Raw genomic sequence first — 25,073 nt, 5'->3', positions numbered from 1 at the left:
AGGTTGTCAATAATATCAAAAATGAGTGGATATGAATAAAGGCTCAAAACACTACAATAACAATGCTGAAAAACAGCTAAACATTAAAAAAGACTTCAAAATAGCATTCGTTGAAAACTGCTACTCAAAAATAATACCTAAAATTTGTGCCTGATGATGCGTGCTTATGATAGTTCGCTAAGCAATGCTGCAAATATACAGCCGCATAGTTTAACACAGACCACAGTAATCAAGCACGAGACAGTGAGACTTACCGATCATTTTCTACTGATTATTTGCTATCAGTTGAATGTTTAACATTCTTTTAGATTCGGTTTTGACTACTCGGCATAATCATTAGTAGTGGGGGCAGCCGCTGTATTTTTAAAGGGTTGATATTTTATTCATCAAAAATGAAGGTCAATGTTAAGATTTAACCGTGGTCATTTGTGCTGACTGCTCGGCTTGCTGCGCACGTAGCCAGTCATTTAACAGCTGTGATTGCTTGCGAACAATCGCCAGCTTAATATGATCAGGATTTTTAATCAGCTCCTGCATCTTTTTTTGCAAATGTAGTTTGAGCAATTGCATGACTAAGTTTTCGACCAATTCATCAAGGCTTAAAATATTTCTTGCCGTCAAGGTTTTATAAAACCCACCCCAACTACGGCTGAGTGTTTCTTGCGTCATCGGTCGCACGTTGGACAATATAAAGTGCGCCGCTGCGTTAGCGTCTGCTGGTAAATACCTTAAGCAACGCTTAATCGTACTGACAATATCTAGCAGGTCAGTATCTTGCAAATCTTCCCAAGCAAGCGGCCGCAAGGTATCGCTCGCAGCTTTTTGTTTGATATGTGCAGGCAGTTGTAAGTCACTAATACCTGCCTGTTGCCAAATCGACTCAATGGGATCTTCGAGCAAGGCGCGTGGTTGGAACAAAAAGCACAGCTGTAACTGCTGACTGATGGTCATGTCACCATCGAAATCTAGCAGGGCGTCCTTGGCTTCGATATTCTGACTGCGTTTGCCGCCCAGCTTTTGATAAATGTCATTGTTAAGCAAATACTTAAAACTACTGCCTTTAGGCAATGCCATGGTTAATGCGCGTACTTGGGACATGAGCTTGGCTTTACCTTCTACCAAGGTCAGATCGTAGCGCTCACTTAAATACGCAAAGATATACTGCGACAAAGGCATGGCATTGGCGATTTGTGCACGCATGGCATCACCGCCCTGACTTTTGATAAACGTATCAGGGTCATGATTGTTCGGCAAAGTCAAAAACCGCAGCTCTTTGTCATCGGCCAGCACAGGTAGCGCAACTTCTAGGGTGCGCCAAGCGGCTTTTTGTCCCGCACTATCCCCATCGAAACTCAAGGTTAGGGTAGGATTTAACGTCAGTAATCGTGATATTTGGCTTTCATTAATCGCTGTACCCATCGACGCGATGGCACCATAAATGCCCGCTTGATAGAGGGCGATGACATCCATATAGCCTTCGACCACGAGCCAGTCATTGGCACGCTGCTGGCGAGATTCATAATAGCCATACAGTACATGCTGCTTGTGAAAAACGGGCGAGTCGGACGAGTTGATGTATTTAGGCTTTACTTCATCATCTAGTGCTCGACCACCGAAGCCAATTGTACGGCCTTGATTGTCTCGAATCGGAAAGATAACTCGATCACGCAATAGGTCGTAATCGCGTCCAGATTCTGACTGGCGCACTAAGCCTAAGGCTTTAAGCCCTTCAATATCCTGCGGAAACTGATGTTCAAGATGCTGCCAACCAAAGGGTGCATAACCCAAACCAAACGTCTCAAAGATGTCTTCAGTGATACCGCGCGATAAAAAGTAATGTTTGGCATGAGGGTGAGTCGTCAGACTATTCTGATAAAACTGCTGAATTTGCTCTAACAGATCGTATAGGTTGCCATCAGCATCGGCACTATTATCCATACCGTGTAGATTGATGGTCTCATCGCTGTCGCTGAGCCAAGCTGGTGGGTAGCTCGTATCATCTGGATACTCTGAACCATAAGCATCTGCCGGATAAGGCGCAGAGTCGTAGGCATCTAGCGGTGGATAATCGTCGTAGCTATGAGCATCATCATAACTAGCCTGTGCCACATGGCTTTGTTCTACACCGCCTTGTTCTACACCGCCTTGGTCTGTGCTGTTCTGACTTAAGTTGCTTTGGTCGATAGCTGGGCTAGGCACAGACGGCAGTGAGCTTGATTTAGGCGCACTAGTTTTGGGCGTGGTAGGTTTAGGAACAGCAGGTTTGGGTGCACTACGCTGATAGCTAACGTTTTGCCGCTCTTCTTTAGGTACTTCGATACCCGTTTGCTTGGATAGCTCATTGACTGCTTCGATAAAGGTGAGGTTTTCATAATCACGTAAGAAGCTAATGGCATTGCCACCGACACTACAGCCAAAGCAGTGATAGATGTTTTTTTGCGGATTGACATAAAAAGAAGGTGATTTTTCACCATGAAAAGGACAACAGCCCTTAAACTCACCACCCGCTCTTTTGAGCGTAGTATGACGCCCAATAATACTGACTAAGTCAGCTTGGCTATTTAGTTGCTCAAGGATATGGTTAGGAATGCTCATACAAAAAACAGTTTACCATAGGTCAATTATGTTGGGCATCCACAATCAGCGAGTAGTAATAGCTGACAGTAGATAAAGTATTAGATAAATAGAAACAGAAAAATAAGGCCAACATGAGCGTTGGCCTTATTTCTTATGAGACAGATTCTAAGTCATTCATTATTCACATTGACAGAATGTGGTTGAAAAGACTATGGATTGACAAATTATGGAATAATAGGCGCATCTTGGTTTGGTTGGGTGATGCCGCGTGGTGGCTGACTGTTTTGCGGATTGCCATTTGTACCACGTGCAGGAGCAGTATTACTTGCTGGTGCATTGGCAGAAGCGGCATTTGCGCTCGGCAATCTTAGCTGATTGGCATTACGAATCATCTGTGTTTTGGTAGCACCATTGTAGTTGCCTGTCGCTACTGACTCATCATCTACGCTTGAACGACCAAGCTTACCAAAGGTGATTTTGTTCAGCCAAGTGCTGTCACGTTTGGTCTCTAGCTTCACACTGCCATCACTGGTTAACCAGCTTGGATAGTTAATCTGTAATAGGGTTTTGTACTCATTTGCCAAATCCGTTAGACCCAATTTTTCGTTGCTATAAGTTAGCGTGGCAAGGGCTTTTGGAATGGATTCACTGAGTGGATAGTACTGGAATACCCATTTAGCACGGTTGGCAGCAGCGACATAAGCTTCGCGCTCGATGTACCAATTGGCAGCACTCATTTCGCTTTCAGCAAACTGATTGTAAATGAAAGTCATGCGCTGTGCAGCATCTGGTGTATAAGGGCTGTTTGGGTATTTATTAACAAGCTCTTGGAAGTTGGCAAAAGCAATACGCAAATAAGCAGTATCACGTTCGGCTTGGTTCATTTTGAACAGTTTTAAGCCTTCTGACGATCCTTGCATGTTTGCCACACCGCGTACATAGTAGGCGTAGCTTACTTGTGGATTAGAAGGGTATAGACGAATGAACTGTTCAGCGCTTGCCGCTGCCATTTCATATTTACCGCCTTCATATTGTGCGTACATCATATCGAGTAGTGCTTGTTCAGCATATTGCCCGGTAGGGTAAAAGGTACGTAAGTTGGTCAATTCTTCGATAGCTTGTGTGTGGTGGCTCTTATCAAGCTGTTCGATGGCATCGTTATAATAACTTTGCTCTGATTTTTGAGCGGTTTCTACCGCATCGACGTCAGCACCGCCGGTCAGGTTCTTGAAAGTTTGACAACCGACTAGGCTTACACTTAGCGTAAGTAGAGTTATTGAGGACAGTTTGATAAACGTATTGCCAACAGCTTGCATACTTCTTCTCCGACACGAGGCGCATAATAACAGCAGCGCTATTATGCTACATAAAAGGTTAATAATAAAAAACGATGCTTTGAGGCATCCGCTAACTGTCTAGTATCAAGCATACTCATCGTCGAGCAGCCTCACCATCAACATGGTTTTTATTGAATGCAGTTTATTGTAATGGTGTATGGGCTTAACAGACCCTAATAAAAACGTTATTTTTTAATTCAGTGCAATAGCATACAGCAAAACATAGTCATACTTTATAGAATAACGTTTGCTTCGTCTATTTTTTCGATATGTGCAATCTATCGTATTGGATATTCGACCATGACAGTAGCAAAGATTTTTCTTGCAATACATGAGTCAGGTCGTGGTTGCCGATCCTCAGTACTTATGCCTCAGTACTTATCGTGCTAGTACCTATTAGTGCTAATATCTATGATATGGCTGGCAATACGGCTAGCAAAAAGCCACATAATATCTGATTTCAGTTCGGCATTTTAGCATGAGCGGCTATCACGAGCGATATCGAATGTCGCTGATTCCGATAAATATACAGTAAATTACAGCAATGTCATATTTTAGAGAGTTAACCGGCGATACTGAGTGTTTATCAGTTATCATCAAAAATGACAGATAACGAGCAGCTTCTATAGGGCTTAAGCACTCGGCATGGTACACTATCGCGATATTGCTGCCGATTTTTTTGACGATGATTGCTATTATGATAAGCAATAAATACGTGACTGGCAGTCTGATTTTTTGTAAAATTTTTAAAAAGTTGCCTGACAGAATGAGGTTAGGCGCTTTGCTATGTATTAATTTATTATGAATAATAATGCTATAACCACCCATTTACCACCGAATCAATCGTTAGATACTGATTCATCAGCACAAGAGTCACCGATGACAAATGACGTTTTAAAAAATAGTGAGTTACTTGACGACAATCAGCCAGCGCTTGATGAGCAATTGCATGATGATGCGATTTCAGAAGAAGTGATGCGACCAGATAGTGATGCAGATGACATCGATGATGGTGATATTGATGATAGCGACATTGACGATAGCGATGATGATGAGTCTTCAGTTTCGGGTCCAGCCGTTCCAGTAGCGATAGAGTTGACCCATACTGTCACAGAAGATCAGTCAGGTCTGCGTATCGATAAGGTTGCATCGCTAGCATTCAAAGACTTCTCGCGTGTGCAGATACAAGGCTGGATCACTGACGGTAGCTTACTCTATAACGGCAGTGTGCAAAAACCAAAGGTTCGTGTCAAAGCTGATGATGTGTTGCATCTATCGACAACGTTAGAGCAGCATAGTGAAGACCAACCAGAAAATATAGACATCCATGTCGTCTATGAAGATGACGACGTGCTGGTTATTAATAAGCCTGTCGGCATGGTCGTGCATCCTGGTGCTGGCAATCAGACCGGTACTTTGGTCAATGCGTTACTGTATCACTATCCGCAGCAGCACCATTTGCCACGTGCAGGTCTGGTGCATCGAATTGATAAAGACACCTCTGGACTGTTGCTTATCGGTAAAACCAAACCTGCGCAGATGGCACTGATGGAGCAGCTAAAAGACAAGTCAGTCTATCGCCACTATCAGTGTGTGGTGGCAGGTGATAAGGCAAGCCTAACGCGCCATCGTCATATTGACGCACCAATCGGTCGTCACCGCAATCAACGTACCAAAATGACTGTGATGACAGCAGGACGTGAGGCAGTCACTCATCTATTAAACGTGACACCGCTTAATGGTAACTACTGTCTATTAGATGTAGGACTGGAGACGGGTCGGACTCACCAGATTCGTGTGCATTTAAGCCACATTACTTATCCGATAGTGGGCGACCGCGTTTATGGTGGTCGTCGTCAATTGCGAGCCGGCCTCACAGAAGCACAGCGTCAAACGATTAATAATTTCCCACGCCAAGCCTTGCATGCTTATACGCTAGGTTTTGTACATCCAACGACAGGTGAAGATATGGAAGTCAACACGCCGCTGCCTGAAGATATGCAACAACTCATAGCCGTACTTAGCGATGGTTATGATGCTGAGTAAGCAATTATTCAGAGTAGTTGTGTAAAATATGGTGTGTTCAATATGGTTTAGAATTCAGAAGAGGCTAGACAGGTGAGTGAAAGTACTACACCTTGTAGACTGAGCGAGCCTGATATAAATCTGTATCTACGCTATATAAGCTATAGAACTAACTATAAAACCAAGTATTGAAATATTGTCAGCCACATATACATGATTCATTGAGATGGTAGATCCAGTCATGATTAATAAGCTTCCTATGACATTGCTAGCGCAAATTGATGATGTCGCTGTTTTTCAAACGGCGGCTTTTTTGACTGATGTTGTCAATGATTCTGAGTCAAAAACTCAAACAATAGGACAGCAAAATCCGGCAGATTACGGTGATCTAAATTTAGGCTTGCATGTCAATGATGATGCGGCAAAGGTGCTGAAAAACCGCATGTGTCTACTGTCTGGCATCAATGAAAGCTTTTTAGCATCAGCATCAAAGCGCTTTCAATATGTGCCGATTAAACGTTTGCACTGGGTCAGTCAAGTCCATGGTAATCAAGTTCACGATGTCGATGCCTCCGCGCTCAGTATGACACCCATGGCGGCTGATGCGATGGTCAGTCAGCAACAAGGTATCGGACTTGCCATAATGACGGCTGACTGTGTGCCTATCGTCTTGTACCAACCGGCGACAGGACAGATAGCCGCGATTCATGCAGGCTGGCAAGGCTTGGCTTGCGGTGTTATCAAAAAAACAGTGAATAGGTTTGATAGTACGATGCCGATTCAAGCTTGGATAGGCGTTTGTATTAGTCAGGCGAATTATGAGGTGAATACAGACGTCCGTGACAAGCTATTTGCAGGGTGCAAAGAGAACCAAGCAATGTCAGAGACACAACTTGATGATTTTGTGGTGCTCTTTTCTATACCATCTCAAGATGACAAAATTAAGCTGGATTTACCAAAGCTTGCGGCTATGCAGTTAGAGACTGCTGGCGTGACGGTTATTAATGACTTACCTGTAGACTGTAGTTATGCCGACAGTCGTTATTACTCGTATCGTCGTCAGACACATTTGCAGCAGCCAGCCACGGGACGTATGGCATTAGTGATTGCCCGTAGTATGCAGAGCAGTGATGGCTAAATGAGTGTTGTCTGATTAACACAATATGCTTTATATAACAAAAAACAGCAGGTTAAAATTAACCTGCTGTTTTTTTATTCAATCACCACTATTTTATTAACAGACTGAGTCGCTAGACTTTGGCACTGACAAGCCGAATAAAGGACGTAAATACAGAGCCAAGAACGTACCAGCCATCGCGAGTATGCCCCAGATATAGCCATGTAAGCTAAAAGAAGCGATACCACCAAAATAAGCACCGATATTGCAACCAAATGCTAGACGTGCGCCATAACCCATCATCAAACCACCAATCACTGAAGCTGCAAAGTTGCCTTTAGTAATGGTCGTAAATTTGAATAAGCCACCAGCCGCTGACGCAATGAAAGCACCAATGATGATACCGATGTTTAGTACCGTCGTTGAATCAGCAAATATAGACGCATTTAGCGCTGCTGCGTTTGCGCCTTGCCAATAGCCCCAACTCGCGACATCAACCCCGAAAGCGCTCGCAATTTTAGATCCCCATAATGAAAATGCGGACGTGATACCCCAAGGCTGACCACGTGTTGCTAGCGTTAATGCATTCAGTACACCTAGTACAATCGCTGCTGCAAATAGCGGCCAAGAACCACGGAAAATACGTTTCCAGCCTTTTTCGGAAGGAACAGGCGCCATTTTAGGGGCTTTGGTTCTTTTTTCAACGACCAAGGTTATCCATGCGATTATAGCAAAAAGAGCCAAAGAGACCATCCAAGCACCGCTGTAACCAAGACCGGTAGAGGTAGCCAAAGAAAACGGCTCAAAGCTCGGCAGCTCTTCTGTCCAAAATGGCAGATGGTAAGCACCAATAGTGGCACCAACGATAAAGAAGATAAACGTGATGAACATCACTGAACGACCACCACCGACAGCATAAAGAGTACCAGAGGCACAGCCGCCACCAAGCTGCATACCAATACCGAAGACGAATGCGCCAACGAAGAGACTGACACCTATTGGCGCGACATAACCTGCGACTGGCCCACCAAAAATGGTCGTGCCAAAGGCTAGAATAGGGGCAAACAGCGTCACAGCAATGGCGAGCATCAGCATGTGTGAGCGCATCGCTTGTCCATTACCGACTGACATTAACCGCCTAAATGCGGAGGTAAAACCGAAGCGAGCATGAAAGAGGGTATAGCCCAGCAGCAAGCCAATGCCGAGCAATAGTGACTGAGAAATATGTTGCGTATCTAGCAAATAGACCAGCATGAGAAAGCTCACAATGGCGCCGCCTGCTACCAGCATTTTTTGTGGATCATTCAAGCGAAGACTGTCTCTTACGATTGGATCTCGCGCCTCGTTTACGGGTTGAACTCTTAACGTTGTCACAGTAGTAGTCTCCTCTGCTTATCGATTTGATTGTGATTTCTTTATAGTTTTCTTATGATTTTTTTAATTCATTAATTGTATTTATGCGTAACTTAGGAATAAGCGCTACATCATAATCCTATTACGGTAAAAATAGAAACAAGCCTGAAAGAAAAGCTGGAATTAACATATGCGTATATGGAATAAATAAATGTAATTATTAACGATTATTTTTTCTTATTTAATACGCACAAGATGTGCTACATAACGTTCGACAAAGTTTCGATTTACATAAGTGAGTTGATAATTTGCTGAATATTGCTACTCTATGACAGTCTGTTAATAGGTAGTGTGATTATCTTTGCACCTGACGATAGCGTCATTAACGACAGCTATCCGGTACTAACGATATGATTACAGGCTATAATGGCTGTAATTACTCAGAAAATTCTAAACGTTACTATTATTTAGCGACTCATTATTCATCAATTCATTCATTACTAGAGCCCGTATGACTACATCTATATCGTCTGCTTCAACTGTCACTCACCAAGCTAATAATCTATCTATCGCGGTTATTTATCATAGTAATTATGGTCATACCAAGCGTGTGGCTGAGGCCATAGTAACAGGTGCCCGTCAGCAGTTACCAGAATCGCAAGCCAAGGCGGTAGATGTCCATGAAGTGGATTGGGAGTTTTTAGATCAAGCAGATCTGCTAGTATTTGGCAGTGCCGTATACATGGGTAGCGTCACGGCCGAATTTAAGACTTTTATGGATGAAACCTCAAAGCGTTGGTATCACCGTAAATGGGAAGGGAAGTGGGCAGCAGCTTTTGCCAACTCTGGCGGATTAAGCGGTGACAAACTTGCAGTATTACAGCAGATTTCTCTATATGCCATGCAGCATGGGATGAATTGGATTGGACTACCATTGATGCCGACAGGTCATAAAACTCACGACCTAAACCGTCTATCTAGCTTCCTAGGTTTAATGACGCAGTCGCTCGATGGACCACCTGAAGAAACACCAGGATCTGGAGATATCGACACTGCTATTTGGTTTGGTGATCATCTGGCCAAAACTATTATCAAGCATCAACCAGCCAATACACAGAGTTAAAGCGACTTTATCGACCGTAACCTGAATAAAAAAAGCAGACTATTAAGTCTGCTTTTTTTGTGTCTCTCAGTTCTGTTACTGGTCATTCGATTGAGTCAAATTTGATGTGACAGGAATCGGACTATCAACAAACTGGAACGACTGACAACCTGTTAATAACAGAGTAGATGTGAATATATAAGTAAGCGTTAATGACTTCATGATGATGTCTCAGGTGGCGATTGGCAACGTGGAAATAGCGCCTATCATAAACAAAATATGGTGAGGTGCAATAATTATGTGTCATAGCATCATAAAAATATTATCTATAATCAGACGATTTTGATTTCGGTCTATGTATCCATTATGTACAGCCCAAACGAATAATGATAGTAAATATCGCTTATTCGCAATGGTTCATCGCAGTGATAGATCATTCATGAGAGACGTAATATTTTTAAACAGTCTATTTAGTTATTGTTTTTAAAGGATTTTTTGAGATACGTATTATTACTCTATAAAAACACATGATAATTTGCCAGAAATAGATGGCCGTCAGACAGTTCTTTAAGTTTTGTAAAAATTTTAGGCCAATAAGTTACCATTCAAGTAATAGTAGCGAAAAAGTCTTACATTGGTGAGGTGAGTAGACATTATCTAGAAACTATTTTTGCTAGATGCTTTCTTTACTAGGTGCTTTTTTGTTAGATGCCTTCCATAAAGATAGTTTACTCATTATTTTGTTTTTTAATGAATTGTTTGATGTTTGACGCATAGAGCAGCAAAAATAAATAGTTATAAAGACGCTACTCACTATCAAATATGTCGTCAAACCTCTCTGTGAAATACCCTAGGCACCAGCTATATGAGGATATTATGAAGCCAATTCCTATGATGTTATCGATGCTCGTAATGGGTATTACCTCCAGTGCTGTGATGGCTGAAGGAACAAGCCTTCCTGATACAAGCACGGCCAGTGCTCGCTTGCCCACCACCACATTAGCTGATTCCAGTTTACCTAATGCCAGTCTGCCTAATGTGCGTCCCGCTAATAGCGATATCGTCAACCGCGGTGCCTATATTGCTCGTGCTGCTGACTGTATGGCATGCCACGGTGAGGATTATGCTGGCAGTACAGCGATTGACACTCCGATGGGGAGTATCTATTCAACCAATATTACCCCGTCTAAGCGTTATGGTATCGGTGACTATACTGAGGTGGATTTGAAGAATGCGCTACAAAAAGGTCGAGCACCCGACCATATGTTATATCCTGCCATGCCATATGCTGCATATAGCGGCATGAAGGAAGAAGACATCAGCGCGTTATTTGCCTATCTGCAAACTGTACCAGTAGTCGATGAGGCACCAACGCAAAAAACTGAATTGCCATTTCCTTTTAACATTCGTACGCTCATGCTGGGCTGGAACTTTTTAAATGTCCCTTCTACCGAGAACCGTGATGGACTCACCCAAACACAGCAACGCGGTGAATATATCGTCAATAACCTAGAGCACTGTGGCACTTGCCATACCCCGCGTAATAGCACCATGGGCTTTGATAAAGAAAAATATCTATCAGGCGCTCAGCTTGGTCATTGGCATGCGCCCAATATCACACCTGACGAGTCAAGTGGTATTGGCAATTGGAGTGAACAAGATATTGTCACATATCTACGCACTGGCAAGCTTGACCAACGAGCTTATGCGGGTGGGCCGATGGGCGAGGCAGTTGCGCACAGTACTCGATATCTCAAAAATGAAGACTTGAGTGCCATTGCTTCTTATTTAAAAGCCGTCCCTGCGATTCAAACAGAGGATAAGGTCGCAGCCGTTGATATCTCTCGTCTACCAACACCAGTCAACGAGTCCATTACGCACGATTTACTCGCCCAAAATGAGTATTTGACTCAAGCTAAAGCAGAGGTTGGCAAATATAGTGTTTCATCAGAATCGCTATATCTGGCGGCTTGTGGCAGCTGTCATGGTGTCGATGGTAATGGACAGCCTGATGCACGTTATGCGCCTATCGTCGGACTCAGCAGTATTCGTCGCGACAAGCCTGATGCACTCGTTAATATGATTCTTCATGGAGTAGAAGGGGCGATCAATACTTCGCCTATTATGCCAGGGTTTTCAGATGAGCTTAATAGCGAGCAAATCGCTGGTATCACCAATTATGTACGTGTGAATTTTGGTGGCCTTATGAGTAGTGAGGTGAGCGCTGATGATGTCGATCGCATCGCAACGACGGGTGCTGATACGCCATTTTTAATCAAATATGCGGGCCTGCTGGCAATAGTCGGCATTATTGTGGCCGTCATTATTATTGTATTTATCATACGAGCAATCTTGCGTGCTAGGCGTCGCCGTTAATCCAGTGATTTTATAAATACGATTTAAATACTTATGACAAGAAAGGCGTTAGAGGAAACACGGTAAGGTACGACAGCTTAAACAACAAATGAAAAATGAAAAATGAAGCCAAGCTGATTCATCGTCTCAATGCCTCCTGTTTTGCACGAACGCCTACTTTAAGGACTTTATTATGAAAGACATGCCTCAGTCTCCAACGCGGCGCCAACTGCTCTCGATGATTGGTAAGACAGCGGGTGCAACGGCGATGTATCAGGCAATGACGACATTGGGATTTGCTTCAGAGTCGAGTTTCAAAGAGACCATGGATCTAAAAGGTGCACCTCCGGGTGCTAGCATTGTCATTCTCGGTGCTGGTCTTGGTGGACTGACAGCGGCTTATGAGTTACGTAAAGCAGGCTATGATGTCAAGGTTCTCGAATATCAGAACCGTGGCGGTGGTCGCAGCTGGACGTTGAACAGCGGTGATAAATATACAGAGCTTGGCGGTGAAGAAGTCACTTGTGATTTTGAAGAAGGCAATTATTTTAATGGTGGGCCATGGCGTTTGCCCAGTCATCACTATGCCATCTTCCATTATTGCAAACAGTTCGGTGTTGAGCTGCAGCCATTTATTCAGACCAATGATCGTGCGTATCTGCACCGTAGCACTCATTTTGGCGGTGTACCTCAACGTTTGGGTGATGTAAAAAACGATATCCAAGGTCACGTCGCGGAGTTGTTATCGAAGTCCGTTAACGTCGGTGCTCTCGATCGTTCTGTGAATAAAGAAGATAAAGAGAAACTGTTAGAAGGCTTAAAAGGTTGGGGTGTGCTCGATAAAGACTATCGCTACCGTGCCAGTAATGAGACCAGCAAGCATCGCGGTTTTAGTGTGTTTCCGGGTGGCGGTTTGATGCCTGACGCGACCCCATCAAAGCCACTGCCTATCAGTGAGATATTAGAGTCGGGTATGTGGGCAGATATCTATAGCAATCATATGACTTATGGGCATCAGCCAACCATGTTTCAGCCAGTGGGCGGTATGGGTAAAATCGGTGATGCATTCACCCGCGAATGTCGAGATATGATTGAGTTTAATGCAAAAGTCACCAAAATCCATCAGGACGAAAGTGGTGTGACGGTCGATTATGTCGACAGCAATAGTCCAGATGGCGCCACTAAGACCATCCGTGCAGATTGGTGCGTCTGTAATATCCCACTAACGATATTGACGCAGATGGATATCAATGTCTCAAAACCTATGAAACAGGCGATGGCCGCTGTGCCTTATGAGAGCTCTTATAAAGTTGGCTTAGAGTTTAATCGTCGATTTTGGGAAGAAGATGAGTGGATATTTGGTGGTCTGACTTATACCGACATGCCCATTGCTCAGATTGCCTATCCGTCACAAAATATGTTCAAAGATGGGACAGGGGTGTTGCTAGGCGCGTATGGTTACGGCCCGACATCTTATAAGTTCAATACCCTAACGCCGAAAGAGCGTATCAATGTTGCACTTGCCTATGGTAAATATATCCATCCTCAGTATCCCAAAGAATTCCGCGCAGGTACGTCAGTTGTCTGGCACCGTATCCCATGGACGCTTGGCTGCTATGGCATCTGGAACGAATCGACCCGTCGGCAGCATTACGATACCCTGTGCAGTATTGATAATCGTATCGTACTGGCAGGCGAGCATTGTTCACACATTCCAGCATGGCAGGAAGGCGCTATTCTATCTGGTATGGATGCCGCAAAGCGCCTACATAAAAAAGCAAAAATGCTGGGTTAATACGAATAACTATAAAATTCAGAGGCTATCATGGATAATGCAATCGTGAAGAAGACAGTCATAAAAAACATGACACCCAAACTGCTGAATGTGATGTTGCTAAGTGTGGTGAGTAGTGCGACACTGCTAGGTTGTAGTCAGCGGTCGGATGATGCACAAACGATAGCCAGTGTACAAGAGAAAGAAGCTACGCAACCTGCTGATTATCAAGCCAGCCGTAATACAGGCGCTTGGGGTGCAGTCCATATGAGTCGTGATGAGCTTGCAAAACCTTCTACAAATATCGTCGATGACAGCTCACTGCCCAATATGGAAAATGACCCAAGTATTACTAAGTGGGAAGCAAAATTTGAAGGCACCAATGCATTTGTGACAACAGATGGTGAAAAGCTATATCACGACTCTTGTGCAGCCTGTCATATGCATAAAGGTGAGGGTGCTTACGGCGCAGGCTATTATCCACCACTGGCTAATAACAGTAAGATGCAATCAAAGTATTACATCATTGATATCTTAATGAATGGTTTTCGCGGTATGCCGTCATTTCATGGGATGATGAATGATGAGCAGATGGCTGCGGTTACTCAATATGTGGTCAGTGACTTGAATGGCTTTACCGAGACGGTAACGGCTGAAGACGTAGCAAAACTGCGTCATGACAACCCACCAGCAGGTGATCCGAGTGATGATTAATACTGTTTACACTTTTAGCTAATGGCTATTAAAGAAAAATATCTAGGGCGTGTCCTCATTTTAAAAATGGTGATAAAAATGAGATAAATCGCAGTCAAACAAGGAAAATAGCGCAGATAATATCGAGATATTAGTCAGCTATTTGACGTTGTTTGGCAAGATTTAGCCATTTTTAACCCATTTAGATGACTATCGATTGAATTGAGGACACGCCCTAATATACAAATTACTTCACTACTGCTCTTAGAAAAAAAGCGCTTAACAGATAGTTAGGCGCTTTTTTATATACAAGGATTTATAGATTGAGAAAGAAAGTAAGTGGATTATTTACTTCGGACTGGCTGACCATACTGGTGAGCGAATAGTACCTTGTCCGGACTTGCCAAACGTCTCACCACCATTTAGTGATTTTATTGTAATAATGCCTTTACCACCCTGTTTTGAAGCATAGACTACGCGCTTACCGTTAGGCGAAAAGCTCGGTGCTTCATCAATGCCCGTATTGCCCAAATTAGCCGTTATTGCGCCATTGCTATTCATGATAGCGGCTGATGAGCCATTCAAAAAGGCAATTTGTGAACCATCGCTATTGAACTGCGGGCTAGTCGCATAACCACTATTTGATAGCTTCGTAGTACGTCCTGAGCCAAACTCATAACGATAGATTTGTGGCTTATTGAAACCTGCGCGGTCACTGACGAACACAAAAGATTGACCATCAGGCGCATAGCTTGGCTGTACTTCACTGCTTGGCCAGCTAGTGAGTCTTTTAGGTTGACCGCCACTGGCACTTATCTCGTAAATATCAGCACTGCCTTCAAAGCTGCTAGAGAATAATATTTTGCTGCCATCTGGTGAGAATGATGGACTCAAGTTACTACCAGGAAATGGCGTTAATGCGGTTGCGCCGCCGCCATCAACGTTTTGTACGTAGATGACTTGATAAGACTGATCACGTTGTACAGAGTAAGCAATGCGTTTACCGTCTGGTGACCAAGCGGGTGAAAAGATAGACCCTTTGACTTCAGCAAGTGTTCTCGCATTTTCACCATCAGCATCCATGATTTTTAGGCGTGAGACTTTATTCTTACCGCTTAATTCCTCTTCAATATAAGCAATACGTCCTGAAAAATCTCCTGGCGTCCCGGTAATCAACTCATATATTTTATCTGCGATGACGTGCCCAGCATAACGCATACTTTCTTTATCGTTATTAGCCGTTAGACTTTGTTTGCCTGCTAGTATTCGCCCTGACTTTACTTCAATAACTTCATAGTTGGTGGTCACTTTACCGCGATTGGTACTGCTGCTACCGACGACTAGGTAAGGAATACCGATACTTTGCCATACGGGTAGTGTACCTGCTAACTCGTTGCTACTATGCGGTTGCTGTGGCAAATTTTCGCTAGTCACTTTTAGCTCGGTTTTACCTAAGTCATTTAGGATAATAGAAGACATGACGGTGTCACCAGCGAAGGGAACAAAAGCGGCTTGGTTTTGTTGAGTAGGAATGTCGTAATCTAGTTCCAGAACGACAGGAGCTGCAAATATACTTGGAGCGACAAGCAAAGCTGAGGCACTGGCAAGTAAAGATGTGAGTAGTTTTTTGTGAGTACGCATGAGTAATTCAAGCTCCTGAAAAAGTATAGTGATCATTTCTACAAGTAATCAATCAACCATAAAGGTATGGGAATACCTTCAACAGTATAAGATTATTAAGGTAACGTTATCAATAATGTGAGACATGAGCAACTTATTAGTTACTACCCCTAAACTGTATATCGAAAGTAGGATATTTGGGATCGCTAGTATCTATTGGGAAGCTATCCGCATCCCAAGCTGCTTGTTTGGCTGCCTCATTGACTCTACTATCAGGTCCTGAAACTGAGACATTGGTTACCTTGCCGCTAGCATTTACAGTAATCGTTAGAGTCGCGCGCTGAGTCGTGCCTTTCGCTCCTGTCGGTGGATTATAGTTACGTTTGATTAAGCTGATAATTTCATTGTTGCTAGCACCGCGATTGCCACCTGCTGCTGAACGACTGCTTTCTTTTGTGGTGCTTGTTGTATCGCTAGATACGACAGAGTCACCTTTTGCTAGACTGTAATTCTTAGGTGTGCCATCAGAATCATTACTTTCAAATTCTATATTGGTGCTTTTATTATTAGGACGTACAATTTTGGGAGTGTCATTTGGCTTATTACGATACTCTTGGAGCCTTTGTTGCTCTTCTACTTGCTCATCTCTTTTGTCTCGCTCAATCGCATCGTGCTTTTCTGTCACTGATTCATCTAATTCCTCTGCCCATTCAGCCATCCGCTGCTCATACTCTCTATTTTGTTCAAGTAAGCGTTGATGATGCTCTTCGCTCATGAGCAAAGGACGCCCAGCAGTGTCATCAGGGCGGCTAAAACTAGGTACTTGCTGAGAGCTTGATTGGCTGCTGTTTTGGTTGGCATTGTTACTGTTAGACTCATTCGCTTGCGTAACTGTCGATGAGCTGCTGCTAGCATTGGCTGCTTGAGCTTGCGCGGCAGCACGATTGGCCAGTATCTGACCTTGCATATCAGCCAGCTGCTCAGGTGATACCATGACCGTTTCGATACTACCAGTCATGTCTACTTCAGTGTGTTGATAGTTATAGACGAGCAGGCCAATCACAAGGCCATGTGCGAGTAAACTGAGTAGCGTAGGCAAGGTCAGCCCATTGCCTTCAGGTTGGGTAGGCACATAGACGGCAGGAGCATTATGCATAATATTTATACTCATGAACGTGGTTCATTGGGTTGACTACGATTCTATTATAAGCTTGATCGAATGTGGTGCTTATTAATCTGTTTATTACAGTGAAGGCGTGGGTAGAGGAGCGCCTGTTAGTAGTCCCACCTTTTGAATACCAGCTTGTTGCAACGTCGCCATTAGCGTCATGATTGCACCATATTGATTGTTTTGGTCGGCATTTATCATCACCTGTACGGGTGACGCTCCGGCATCACTGTTTTGAGTCTGCAAATTAGACAAGGTGTTAATCAGTTCAGGTTCGCTCACTGGCAAATCGACATTACTTTCGTAACTGATAAAAATCTCTCCATTACCAGTTAGAGATACGATCACCGGTAGCTGGCTTTGGCTCATGGTGTTGGTTTGCTCTTTTGGCAGATCGACATCAACACCTGTAATCAACATCGGCGCAGTCACCATAAATATGACCAGCAACACCAGCATCACATCGATGTAAGGAACGACATTCATCTCTGCATTTAGCGCTTTCTTTTCACGGCGATAGGGACTTTGCTTCATGGCTTCATCGTCCTTATGCTTGATTGGTAGTAGATTGCGTTTCTCTGCTGACAGGTTTTGCTGCACTGGTCTCACGTTGGAGCATGCCGGTCATCTCATCACAAAACAGCGCCCGCGAGTCATATAAGCGGCTAGATTTTGCCGTAAAGTGATTGTAAGCCAGTACAGCAGGAATCGCTGCAAACAAACCCATGGCAGTGGCGATTAAGGCCTCGGCGATACCAGGCGCAACAGAGGCGAGGGTGGCTTGTTCTGTCTGCGACAATCCTAAAAAGGCATTCATAATACCCCAGACTGTACCAAATAATCCGATGTAAGGCGCCACTGATCCGATACTGGCCAGCGTTGTCAGTCCTGACTCGAGCAGTTGCTGTTGACGACCTAGCCCAACTCTTAGCTTACGCTCAACGCCATCGATGATGTCATCTTTAGGTTGGCGCTTTTTATGCATTCTTAGGTACTCTGAAAATCCAACATAAAAAATCTGCTCAAGTCCTTGGCGTTCAGGTGAGCCTTGCACACCTTGATATAGTTTGGCTAAATCTTCACCTGACCAAAACCAAGTTTCAAACTGTTGATCGAAACTTTGAGCTGTACCAAGCCGCGCACTCATACGAAAAATAATGATCCAACTGAATAAAGACGCTAATAATAATAGTGCCATCACAATCTGCACCAATAGACTGGCTTGGGTAATAAGATCAATAATATTTAATGACTCAGGCATGTAATGAACTCACGGATAATGGACAAGAGCTGGCATGGTGCAATACGCAGGCCAAATAGGGTATTCGATAACATAAAAATATGGTGGAGCAATAATTCTGCACACTTATATTAACCGCCTAGTGTACTGCTAAATGAAGGAAAGGTCATTTAATAAAGTGTTAAATACCAAATAATTAATGAATGTTTAGCTATGTTGTTTTATTGAAAAGGTAAATTCTGTTTGTGCATCTATCGATAGATATCTTGAAAATATGTTTTATTTACCTAAAATTCTGTCTAAATATGATTTCTAAGTAGTAGGAGAAATCGCGTTTGTACGCCCCGGGTACTGGTAGTGATTGAATTTATAGTGTAATTTCTCTAGAATGTTACACTTCGTTACTGCTGCCTTTCTATAGATGACGTCATGATTTGTCTGCTGACGTTGTGTTGACTTTAGGCATTAATAAATTTGTTCTTTCACTAGCAAGCTGGGCGCGACACTTATGAATGCAATCGAACGCTATTTTGGGATTAACGGTGAAAACACCACGGTAAGAACTGAAATTCTTGCTGGCTTGACCACTTTTTTAACGATGGCCTATATTATCTTTGTTAACCCCAACGTGCTAGCAGATGCTGGCATGGATAAAGGCGCTGTGTTTGTTGCTACTTGTTTGGCAGCAGCAATCGGGTGTTTGATCATGGGACTTTATGCTCGTTTACCTGTTGCTCAGGCTCCTGGCATGGGTCTTAACGCCTTCTTTACTTACGGCGTGGTACTTGGTATGGGGTACACATGGCAAGTTGCGCTTGGCGCGGTGTTCTTGTCTGGTTGTATTTTTGTGCTGTTGAGTCTGTTCAAAATTCGCGAAATGATCATCAACTCTATTCCCGTGTCGCTCAAGCAGGGCGTGGTCGCTGGTATTGGTGCATTTCTAGCGTTCATTGCGTTACAAAGCTCAGGCGTCATCGTCAATCATGACGCTACGTTGGTTGGCTTAGGTGATATGACAAGCTTTGGACCGGCGATGGCTGCTGTTGGGTTTATTGTTATTCTCGCTTTGTCTTATAAGAAAGTCCCTGGTGCGGTGACTATTGGTATCTTGCTTGTGGCTTTGGTCAGCTTATTAACTGGCAATACGCATTTCACTGGTATTGTCTCTGCACCGCCATCGATTGTACCTACATTCATGCAGCTTGATATTGCTGGCGCGTTTGATGTGAGTATGATCAGCGTTATCTTTGCTTTCTTATTCGTCGATTTATTCGATACAGCAGGTACGTTGATTGCAACCACGCAACAGGCAGGCTTGGTAGATAAAGATGGTAAAGTTAAGAACATGGGTAAAGCGATGTTTGCAGATTCTACTGCGACAGTAGCAGGGACTTTACTTGGTACGTCATCGACAACCAGTTATATCGAAAGCGTTTCAGGTATTGCTGCAGGTGGTCGTACTGGATTGGTCGCTGTGACTGTCGGCGTGCTATTTTTGCTTAGTATATTCTTTGCGCCATTAGCCAGTATGATCCCTGCTTATGCAACAGCAGGCGCGATATTTTATGTGGCGGTATTGATGTTAGGCACTCTAAAAGACGTAGAGTGGTCTGACTTGACTCAAGCAGCGCCAGTCGTTGTCGTATTATTATTTACCCCACTGACTTACTCTATCGCAGATGGTATCGCACTTGGTTTCATCACTTATACGGCGACCAAAGCACTGACGGGTAAGTTTTCTGACATTAGCATTCCAGTATGGATATTGACTTTCGTACTATTGGCAAAAATTGTCTTTGTTTAACGGTTTAAAGCCAGTCAGCAGTCTTTGCTAAACGATACAGTTTTAGCTTAGCTTGCAATAAAAACCCCTCCTTATCTATGTCAGATAAGGAGGGGTTTTTATTGATATAAGCGTTATATCGAGTGTTAGCCCATTGAGATGACTATCGAGTGAATTGAAGGCACGCGCTAGTATTTTTGATACTGATATCTAGTGCTGTAATGACAATCAATCGGCAATAGTAAACAAAAAAACATAACCAAAGCGTCATGGTCAGCAATAATGACATAAGCTATTGTTATATAAAGATTTATTTATCGATAAAAATAAAAAAAATCGTTAGTTCGAAATTTTTTTTCATGATATTATAGCCACGTTAAGCGCATCACCTCAATCAACGCCGTAGAGGTTTTTCTTACAGTGAATTAGCGTCACCTAAGATGATAGATTGGTGTTTATTAAAGCGACCGTATGTCGTTTTGATAAACTGGTATCTGACCATCATACTCCTTTCACTACTAACAAGAAGAAGGCACTAATGCCGCTTAGCTTTGCGTTGTTGCCTTTGTATTGTTAGCGTAGCCCGTTTAACAGTCGAACGACCTACTTAACCGTCTCCAGCCTCTGCTGGATTTTTAGTTTTGTGATGGCGCCGTTTGGTCTTTTGATTATTACTGTGAGTATCCGTTGATAACCACTATTCAATTTGATAGCGGTTGTGAGCCGTCACACAGGACGATCAAACTTCCTAAAGCACCATTTATTATGGTTTTTAAACGATAGTTATGGAGTTATTATGAACCCAGTAGACCAGTTTACCCCGCAAGAGCCTATCTTGTTTTCCGCTGTTGATTTGCTGAAGCCGGCATATCTTACCCAGTCATTAGAAGCTTTACATACCCGTATTTCACCGCTATATAGTGTGGATGAAGTGCGTTGGTTGTCTGAGCTGTTACCCCTTGCCAAACCTAGCGATGAAGAGCGCGATGCTGCTGCTGAGCAAACGCGTAAGTTGGTTGAGCATGTGCGTAATGATGGCAAAGCTGTCAAAATGGTCGATTCGTTGTTGCTTGAGTATAGTCTTGATACCCAAGAAGGTATCTTGCTTATGAGCTTGGCAGAAGCCTTGATTCGTGTGCCAGACAACTATACGGCTGATGCCTTGATTCATGACAAAATGAGTGTGGCTGATTGGAAAAAGCACATCAAAAATGACAACGGCTTTATGGTCAATGCCTCTACTTGGGGCATGATGATGACGGGCCGCGTCGTGAGCATTGATAGCAGCACAACGGCATCAGGTTTCTTAGACCGTATGACCAAAAAGATGGGCGAGCCTGTCATTCGTAGTGCGATGCAAAAAGCCATGCGTATCATGGGGCATCAGTTCGTATTGGGCGAAACCATTGAAGACGCCAATAAAAACAGCCAACCATATCGCAATAGAGGTTACACCTACTCATTTGATATGCTAGGTGAAGCGGCCATCACGCATAGAGATGCTGAAAAATATTTCAACGATTATCTGCATGCCATCAAAGCCACTGCGAGCATTAAAGTCAAAGACGGCATGCCAAAGCCATCAGTATCTATCAAATTATCAGCACTGCATCCTCGCTATGAAGCCACGCAAGAAACGCAAGTCATGGGACTGCTGCGTCAACGCTGCATGTTGCTTATTGAAGCGGCACGTGAGGTCAATGTTGATCTGAGCATCGATGCTGAAGAAGCAGATCGTCTTGAGATTTCTCTAAAACTGTTTGAGTCTCTATACCGTGATAACTTGACGGCTGGCTGGGATGGTTTGGGTATCGTTGTACAGGGTTACTCTAAACGCGCTATCGCAGTGCTTGCTTGGTTGGCTTGTCTCTCAAGTGAAGTAGGCGACCGCATCCCAGTACGCTTAGTTAAAGGCGCTTATTGGGATACAGAGATCAAACTGGCTCAGCAAAAAGGTCTATCAGGCTATCCTGTTTGGACTCGTAAAGAAGGCACGGATACCGCTTATCTTGCTTGCGCGCGTTTCTTATTATCGGATCATTTGCGTGGGCTAATCTGGCCACAGTTTGCCACACATAATGCTCATACGCTTGCGTCAATCATTACGATGAGCGCGCACAGAGACTTTGAGTTCCAGCGTTTGCATGGCATGGGTGATGCACTTTATGATCATATTTTAGATGCTTATCAGATTCCAGTACGTATCTATGCACCAGTAGGCGCTCACAAAGACTTGCTGCCGTACTTGGTACGTCGCTTGCTTGAGAACGGCGCAAACAGCTCGTTTGTCCATCAGTTACTAGACAAGTCTTATCCTATTGATAAGTTGACTGTACATCCATATGACAAGCTGCTGGCCAATGCCACGTTGAACAACCCAGATATCCCATTACCATCAGGAATCTATGGTGAACGTCGTGCCAGCTTTGGTCCTAATATCTTTATTGATTCGCAGTGGGCTCCGTTTACAGCGGCTATCGATAGCTACTTAGACAAGTCTTGGTCAGCGACACCTATCATCAATGGCAAAGCCGTTAATGATTACGAAGTCGATGGCACAACGCATCAGTTAGATGCTCAGACGGTACGTGCGCCTTGGAACCATGAAGTTAGCGCTGGTGACGTCAAATACGCCAACGCTCAACTGGCTCGCCAAGCCATCGATGCTGCTGTTGCTGGTCAAAATGAGTGGCAAAATGTATCAGCTGCAAAGCGTGCTGAGATCTTGCGTAAGATTGCAGAGCTATACGAAGAGAACTACGCTGAATTGATGGCATTGTGCCAAGTTGAAGCGGGTAAGACTCTGCAAGATGGTATTGATGAGATCAAAGAAGCGGTTGATTTCTGCCGTTTTTATGCAGATGAAGCCGAGCGTTTAGAAGCGACTGCTTATGAGTTTACCGATTTGTCTGGTAAACAAGCGCGTCAAGTCTACAAAGCACGTGGTACTTTTGTCTGTATCAGTCCATGGAACTTCCCATTGGCAATCTACACCGGTCAAATCGTGGCGGCACTAGCTGCAGGTAACACGGTAGTGGCCAAACCTGCTGAACAAACCAGTTTGATTGCGCACTTTGCTGCACAATTAATGTATCAAGCGGGTATTCCAGCAGCGGCCCTGCAATTGGTCACTGGTGCAGGTGATGTGGGCGGCGCATTGACGGCGGCTGACAACATCGCAGGTGTGATCTTTACCGGCTCTACTCAAACAGCTCAGCGTATCAATCAAAGCCTAAACGACCATGCCCAAACCAGCGGTGAGCTGCCAGTATTTATCGCAGAAACTGGTGGTCAGAACGCGATGATCGTTGATTCAACGGCACTGCCAGAGCAGGTCGTTAGAGACGCGGTATTATCAGCGTTTGGTTCAGCGGGTCAACGTTGTTCAGCTTGCCGTATCTTGTGCGTGCAAGAAGAGATGGCAGATGATTTGATCGAGCTGCTACAAGGCAACATGGCAGAACTGTCTGTTGGTAATCCACTGTATGCTGCCACCGATGTGGGCCCAGTGATTGATGCGGATGCCAAGCAAGGCCTAGAGGCGCATATCGCGCGTATGGAAGCAGAGCCAACTGCAACGATTTTGGCACAGACACCAATGAGCTCAACCTCAGTCGTGAGCCAAGATCAGTCTACGTTTGTATTGCCAACGGCGATTGAAGTCAAAAGCATCGATGTCATCGGCGGTGAGCACTTTGGCCCGATTTTGCATGTACTGCGTTACCAAGCTCGTGATTTGAACAAGCTGATCGATGCAATTAATGCGACAGGTTTTGGTTTGACTTTGGGTATCCACAGTCGTATCGAAACCACCACTGAAAACATCGAGCGCCGCGCGTTTGTCGGTAATACCTATATCAACCGTAACCAAATTGGTGCCGTGGTCAACGTCCAGCCATTTGGTGGCTGTGGTCTGTCTGGTACTGGCCCTAAAGCGGGTGGCCCGCACTATGTATCGCGCCTCATGCAGCTAGTCTCAGAGCCAGCGACTGATATCGAGGCTAGCAATAGCCAAGCCCAAACCACCACTCAAACAGAACTTGCATAAGGAGTAGCATCATGGCGACTGAATTCAAAAAAAATCATGCACAGGTCTGTGAGTCTTGGAGGTTACTGGGCGCAGTAAACCGTGCAACCTATCTACAAGCAGCCATTCCAAAGCTGGCACTGCTAACTGGTGATGCCAACAAGGCCAAGCGCTTATTCAATCATCTATTGAGTGCAGCACCTAGCTTGGATGAGATGCACCGTATGGTTGGTGCCACTGGCGAGTCAAACGACTTGTATGTCACTGGTCGCGGTAAGACGATGGTGGTGGGCGGTGAGTCTGCCCGTGCAATGGCCGTACTAGGCCAGCTGGTTGCCGCACTATTGACAGGCAATGAAGTCATATTGCATTGCCCAAGCCAAGATGAGATGTGTGTTGAAGCAGCAAAAGTGCTTTATGAAACGGGCATTAGCGAAGATGTGTTGAGCGTTGCTAATGACTCACAGACCATTACTTTGTTGTATATCGATCGTCTTGCACAAGTGGCAGTGTCTGGTAGCCGAGCTGATGCACAGACCATCAGCCAAGAGCTGGCTAAGACTGATGGTATTTTGACGCAGGTGATCAGCGTGACGGATATGGAAGGCTTGTCAGAGATGCTAACGCCTGATTATCTGCATCGTTTTGTCACTGAGCGTGTCAAAACCATCAATACCACGGCTATTGGTGGTAATGCTAGCTTACTTGAGCTTGGTACATAAGAAAAATTAAATGTGCTAGGTAGTAAGACGCTACTTAGCATTGTTTGAATAACGGTTGATGTTTGTTTTCAAGAGCTTCAAAACTCTTAGAAAATGAGCATTAACCGTTTTTTTATGGCTGCTTTTCAAGTATTTCATATTTTAGACGGTGAATACTTAAAATCCTATGACTTATGAACG

At 44.1% G+C, this 25,073-nt stretch carries 16 protein-coding genes; 9 read left to right on the top strand and 7 right to left on the bottom strand.

Annotated features, from left to right (window positions below):
- Window positions 1-405: 405 nt before the first annotated feature.
- Complete coding sequence (locus I6E84_RS03485) at window positions 406-2,595, bottom strand: DNA primase (RefSeq protein WP_197216164.1); 2,190 nt, start codon at window positions 2,593-2,595, stop codon at window positions 406-408.
- A 206-nt stretch (window positions 2,596-2,801) separates the two neighbouring features.
- On the bottom strand, window positions 2,802-3,893 hold the full coding sequence (locus tag I6E84_RS03480; RefSeq protein WP_197216162.1) for an outer membrane protein assembly factor BamD: 1,092 nt from the start codon (window positions 3,891-3,893) through the stop codon (window positions 2,802-2,804).
- Between the two features lie 822 nt (window positions 3,894-4,715).
- Between I6E84_RS03480 and I6E84_RS03475 the strand changes: the two genes are divergently transcribed.
- The gene (locus I6E84_RS03475; protein ID WP_413786931.1) at window positions 4,716-5,960 is read left to right on the top strand and encodes an RluA family pseudouridine synthase; all 1,245 of its coding nucleotides are present in this window, start codon (window positions 4,716-4,718) and stop codon (window positions 5,958-5,960) included.
- Window positions 5,961-6,180: 220 nt separating this feature from the next.
- On the top strand, window positions 6,181-7,077 hold the full coding sequence (locus I6E84_RS03470) for a polyphenol oxidase family protein (protein ID WP_197216160.1): 897 nt from the start codon (window positions 6,181-6,183) through the stop codon (window positions 7,075-7,077).
- Window positions 7,078-7,173: 96 nt separating this feature from the next.
- Here I6E84_RS03470 and I6E84_RS03465 read toward each other — a convergent pair whose 3' ends face one another.
- On the bottom strand, window positions 7,174-8,430 hold the full coding sequence (locus tag I6E84_RS03465) for a YeeE/YedE family protein (RefSeq protein ID WP_197100271.1): 1,257 nt from the start codon (window positions 8,428-8,430) through the stop codon (window positions 7,174-7,176).
- 490 nt (window positions 8,431-8,920) lie between these two features.
- On the opposite strand from I6E84_RS03465, the gene I6E84_RS03460 reads away from it, so the two are divergent.
- From I6E84_RS03460 to I6E84_RS03445, 4 genes are all read left to right on the top strand, one after another.
- Window positions 8,921-9,532, top strand: a complete 612-nt coding sequence (locus tag I6E84_RS03460; protein WP_197216158.1) for a flavodoxin family protein — start codon at window positions 8,921-8,923, stop codon at window positions 9,530-9,532.
- Between the two features lie 855 nt (window positions 9,533-10,387).
- Window positions 10,388-11,887: a cytochrome c gene (locus I6E84_RS03455; protein ID WP_197216156.1), complete on the top strand. Its 1,500-nt coding sequence runs from the start codon at window positions 10,388-10,390 to the stop codon at window positions 11,885-11,887.
- Window positions 11,888-12,059: 172 nt separating this feature from the next.
- The gene (locus I6E84_RS03450; RefSeq protein WP_197216154.1) at window positions 12,060-13,661 is read left to right on the top strand and encodes a flavin monoamine oxidase family protein; all 1,602 of its coding nucleotides are present in this window, start codon (window positions 12,060-12,062) and stop codon (window positions 13,659-13,661) included.
- A 30-nt stretch (window positions 13,662-13,691) separates the two neighbouring features.
- Entirely contained in the window at window positions 13,692-14,354 is a 663-nt protein-coding gene (locus tag I6E84_RS03445) for a cytochrome c (protein ID WP_197100275.1), read from the top strand.
- A 327-nt stretch (window positions 14,355-14,681) separates the two neighbouring features.
- Here I6E84_RS03445 and I6E84_RS03440 read toward each other — a convergent pair whose 3' ends face one another.
- From I6E84_RS03440 to tolQ, 4 genes are all read right to left on the bottom strand, one after another.
- Window positions 14,682-15,974, bottom strand: a complete 1,293-nt coding sequence (locus I6E84_RS03440; RefSeq protein ID WP_197216152.1) for a PD40 domain-containing protein — start codon at window positions 15,972-15,974, stop codon at window positions 14,682-14,684.
- 136 nt (window positions 15,975-16,110) lie between these two features.
- Entirely contained in the window at window positions 16,111-17,124 is a 1,014-nt protein-coding gene (locus I6E84_RS03435) for a cell envelope integrity protein TolA (protein ID WP_227681285.1), read from the bottom strand.
- Window positions 17,125-17,196: 72 nt separating this feature from the next.
- Complete coding sequence (tolR, locus tag I6E84_RS03430; protein ID WP_110922960.1) at window positions 17,197-17,655, bottom strand: protein TolR; 459 nt, start codon at window positions 17,653-17,655, stop codon at window positions 17,197-17,199.
- 13 nt (window positions 17,656-17,668) lie between these two features.
- Window positions 17,669-18,382: a protein TolQ gene (tolQ, locus tag I6E84_RS03425; RefSeq protein WP_197216150.1), complete on the bottom strand. Its 714-nt coding sequence runs from the start codon at window positions 18,380-18,382 to the stop codon at window positions 17,669-17,671.
- A gap of 487 nt (window positions 18,383-18,869) precedes the next feature.
- On the opposite strand from tolQ, the gene I6E84_RS03420 reads away from it, so the two are divergent.
- The 3 genes from I6E84_RS03420 to I6E84_RS03410 all read left to right on the top strand — a co-directional run bounded on the left by I6E84_RS03420 (window position 18,870) and on the right by I6E84_RS03410 (window position 24,893).
- The gene (locus I6E84_RS03420; RefSeq protein ID WP_194197501.1) at window positions 18,870-20,165 is read left to right on the top strand and encodes an NCS2 family permease; all 1,296 of its coding nucleotides are present in this window, start codon (window positions 18,870-18,872) and stop codon (window positions 20,163-20,165) included.
- A 775-nt stretch (window positions 20,166-20,940) separates the two neighbouring features.
- Entirely contained in the window at window positions 20,941-24,192 is a 3,252-nt protein-coding gene (gene putA, locus I6E84_RS03415; protein WP_197216149.1) for a bifunctional proline dehydrogenase/L-glutamate gamma-semialdehyde dehydrogenase PutA, read from the top strand.
- Window positions 24,193-24,203: 11 nt separating this feature from the next.
- The gene (locus tag I6E84_RS03410) at window positions 24,204-24,893 is read left to right on the top strand and encodes a 1-pyrroline-5-carboxylate dehydrogenase (RefSeq protein ID WP_110922956.1); all 690 of its coding nucleotides are present in this window, start codon (window positions 24,204-24,206) and stop codon (window positions 24,891-24,893) included.
- Window positions 24,894-25,073 lie beyond the last annotated feature (180 nt).

The organism is Psychrobacter sp. SCQQ22, assembly GCF_015864605.1.
Taxonomy (GTDB): Bacteria; Pseudomonadota; Gammaproteobacteria; order Pseudomonadales; family Moraxellaceae; genus Psychrobacter; species Psychrobacter fozii.
This window is presented reverse-complemented; position numbering and strand designations above follow the sequence as displayed.

Excerpts from the sequence above, each read along its gene's own strand:
- I6E84_RS03485 (WP_197216164.1), bottom strand. The coding sequence starts at position 2,595 with ATGAGCATTCCTAACCATATCCTTGAGCAACTAAATAGCCAAGCTGAC.
- I6E84_RS03480 (WP_197216162.1), bottom strand. The coding sequence starts at position 3,893 with ATGCAAGCTGTTGGCAATACGTTTATCAAACTGTCCTCAATAACTCTA.
- I6E84_RS03475 (WP_413786931.1), top strand. The coding sequence starts at position 4,716 with ATGAATAATAATGCTATAACCACCCATTTACCACCGAATCAATCGTTA.
- I6E84_RS03470 (WP_197216160.1), top strand. The coding sequence starts at position 6,181 with ATGATTAATAAGCTTCCTATGACATTGCTAGCGCAAATTGATGATGTC.
- I6E84_RS03460 (WP_197216158.1), top strand. The coding sequence starts at position 8,921 with ATGACTACATCTATATCGTCTGCTTCAACTGTCACTCACCAAGCTAAT.
- I6E84_RS03455 (WP_197216156.1), top strand. The coding sequence starts at position 10,388 with ATGAAGCCAATTCCTATGATGTTATCGATGCTCGTAATGGGTATTACC.
- I6E84_RS03450 (WP_197216154.1), top strand. The coding sequence starts at position 12,060 with ATGAAAGACATGCCTCAGTCTCCAACGCGGCGCCAACTGCTCTCGATG.
- I6E84_RS03445 (WP_197100275.1), top strand. The coding sequence starts at position 13,692 with ATGGATAATGCAATCGTGAAGAAGACAGTCATAAAAAACATGACACCC.
- I6E84_RS03440 (WP_197216152.1), bottom strand. The coding sequence starts at position 15,974 with ATGCGTACTCACAAAAAACTACTCACATCTTTACTTGCCAGTGCCTCA.
- I6E84_RS03435 (WP_227681285.1), bottom strand. The coding sequence starts at position 17,124 with ATGAGTATAAATATTATGCATAATGCTCCTGCCGTCTATGTGCCTACC.
- tolR (WP_110922960.1), bottom strand. The coding sequence starts at position 17,655 with ATGAAGCAAAGTCCCTATCGCCGTGAAAAGAAAGCGCTAAATGCAGAG.
- tolQ (WP_197216150.1), bottom strand. The coding sequence starts at position 18,382 with ATGCCTGAGTCATTAAATATTATTGATCTTATTACCCAAGCCAGTCTA.
- I6E84_RS03420 (WP_194197501.1), top strand. The coding sequence starts at position 18,870 with ATGAATGCAATCGAACGCTATTTTGGGATTAACGGTGAAAACACCACG.
- putA (WP_197216149.1), top strand. The coding sequence starts at position 20,941 with ATGAACCCAGTAGACCAGTTTACCCCGCAAGAGCCTATCTTGTTTTCC.
- I6E84_RS03410 (WP_110922956.1), top strand. The coding sequence starts at position 24,204 with ATGGCGACTGAATTCAAAAAAAATCATGCACAGGTCTGTGAGTCTTGG.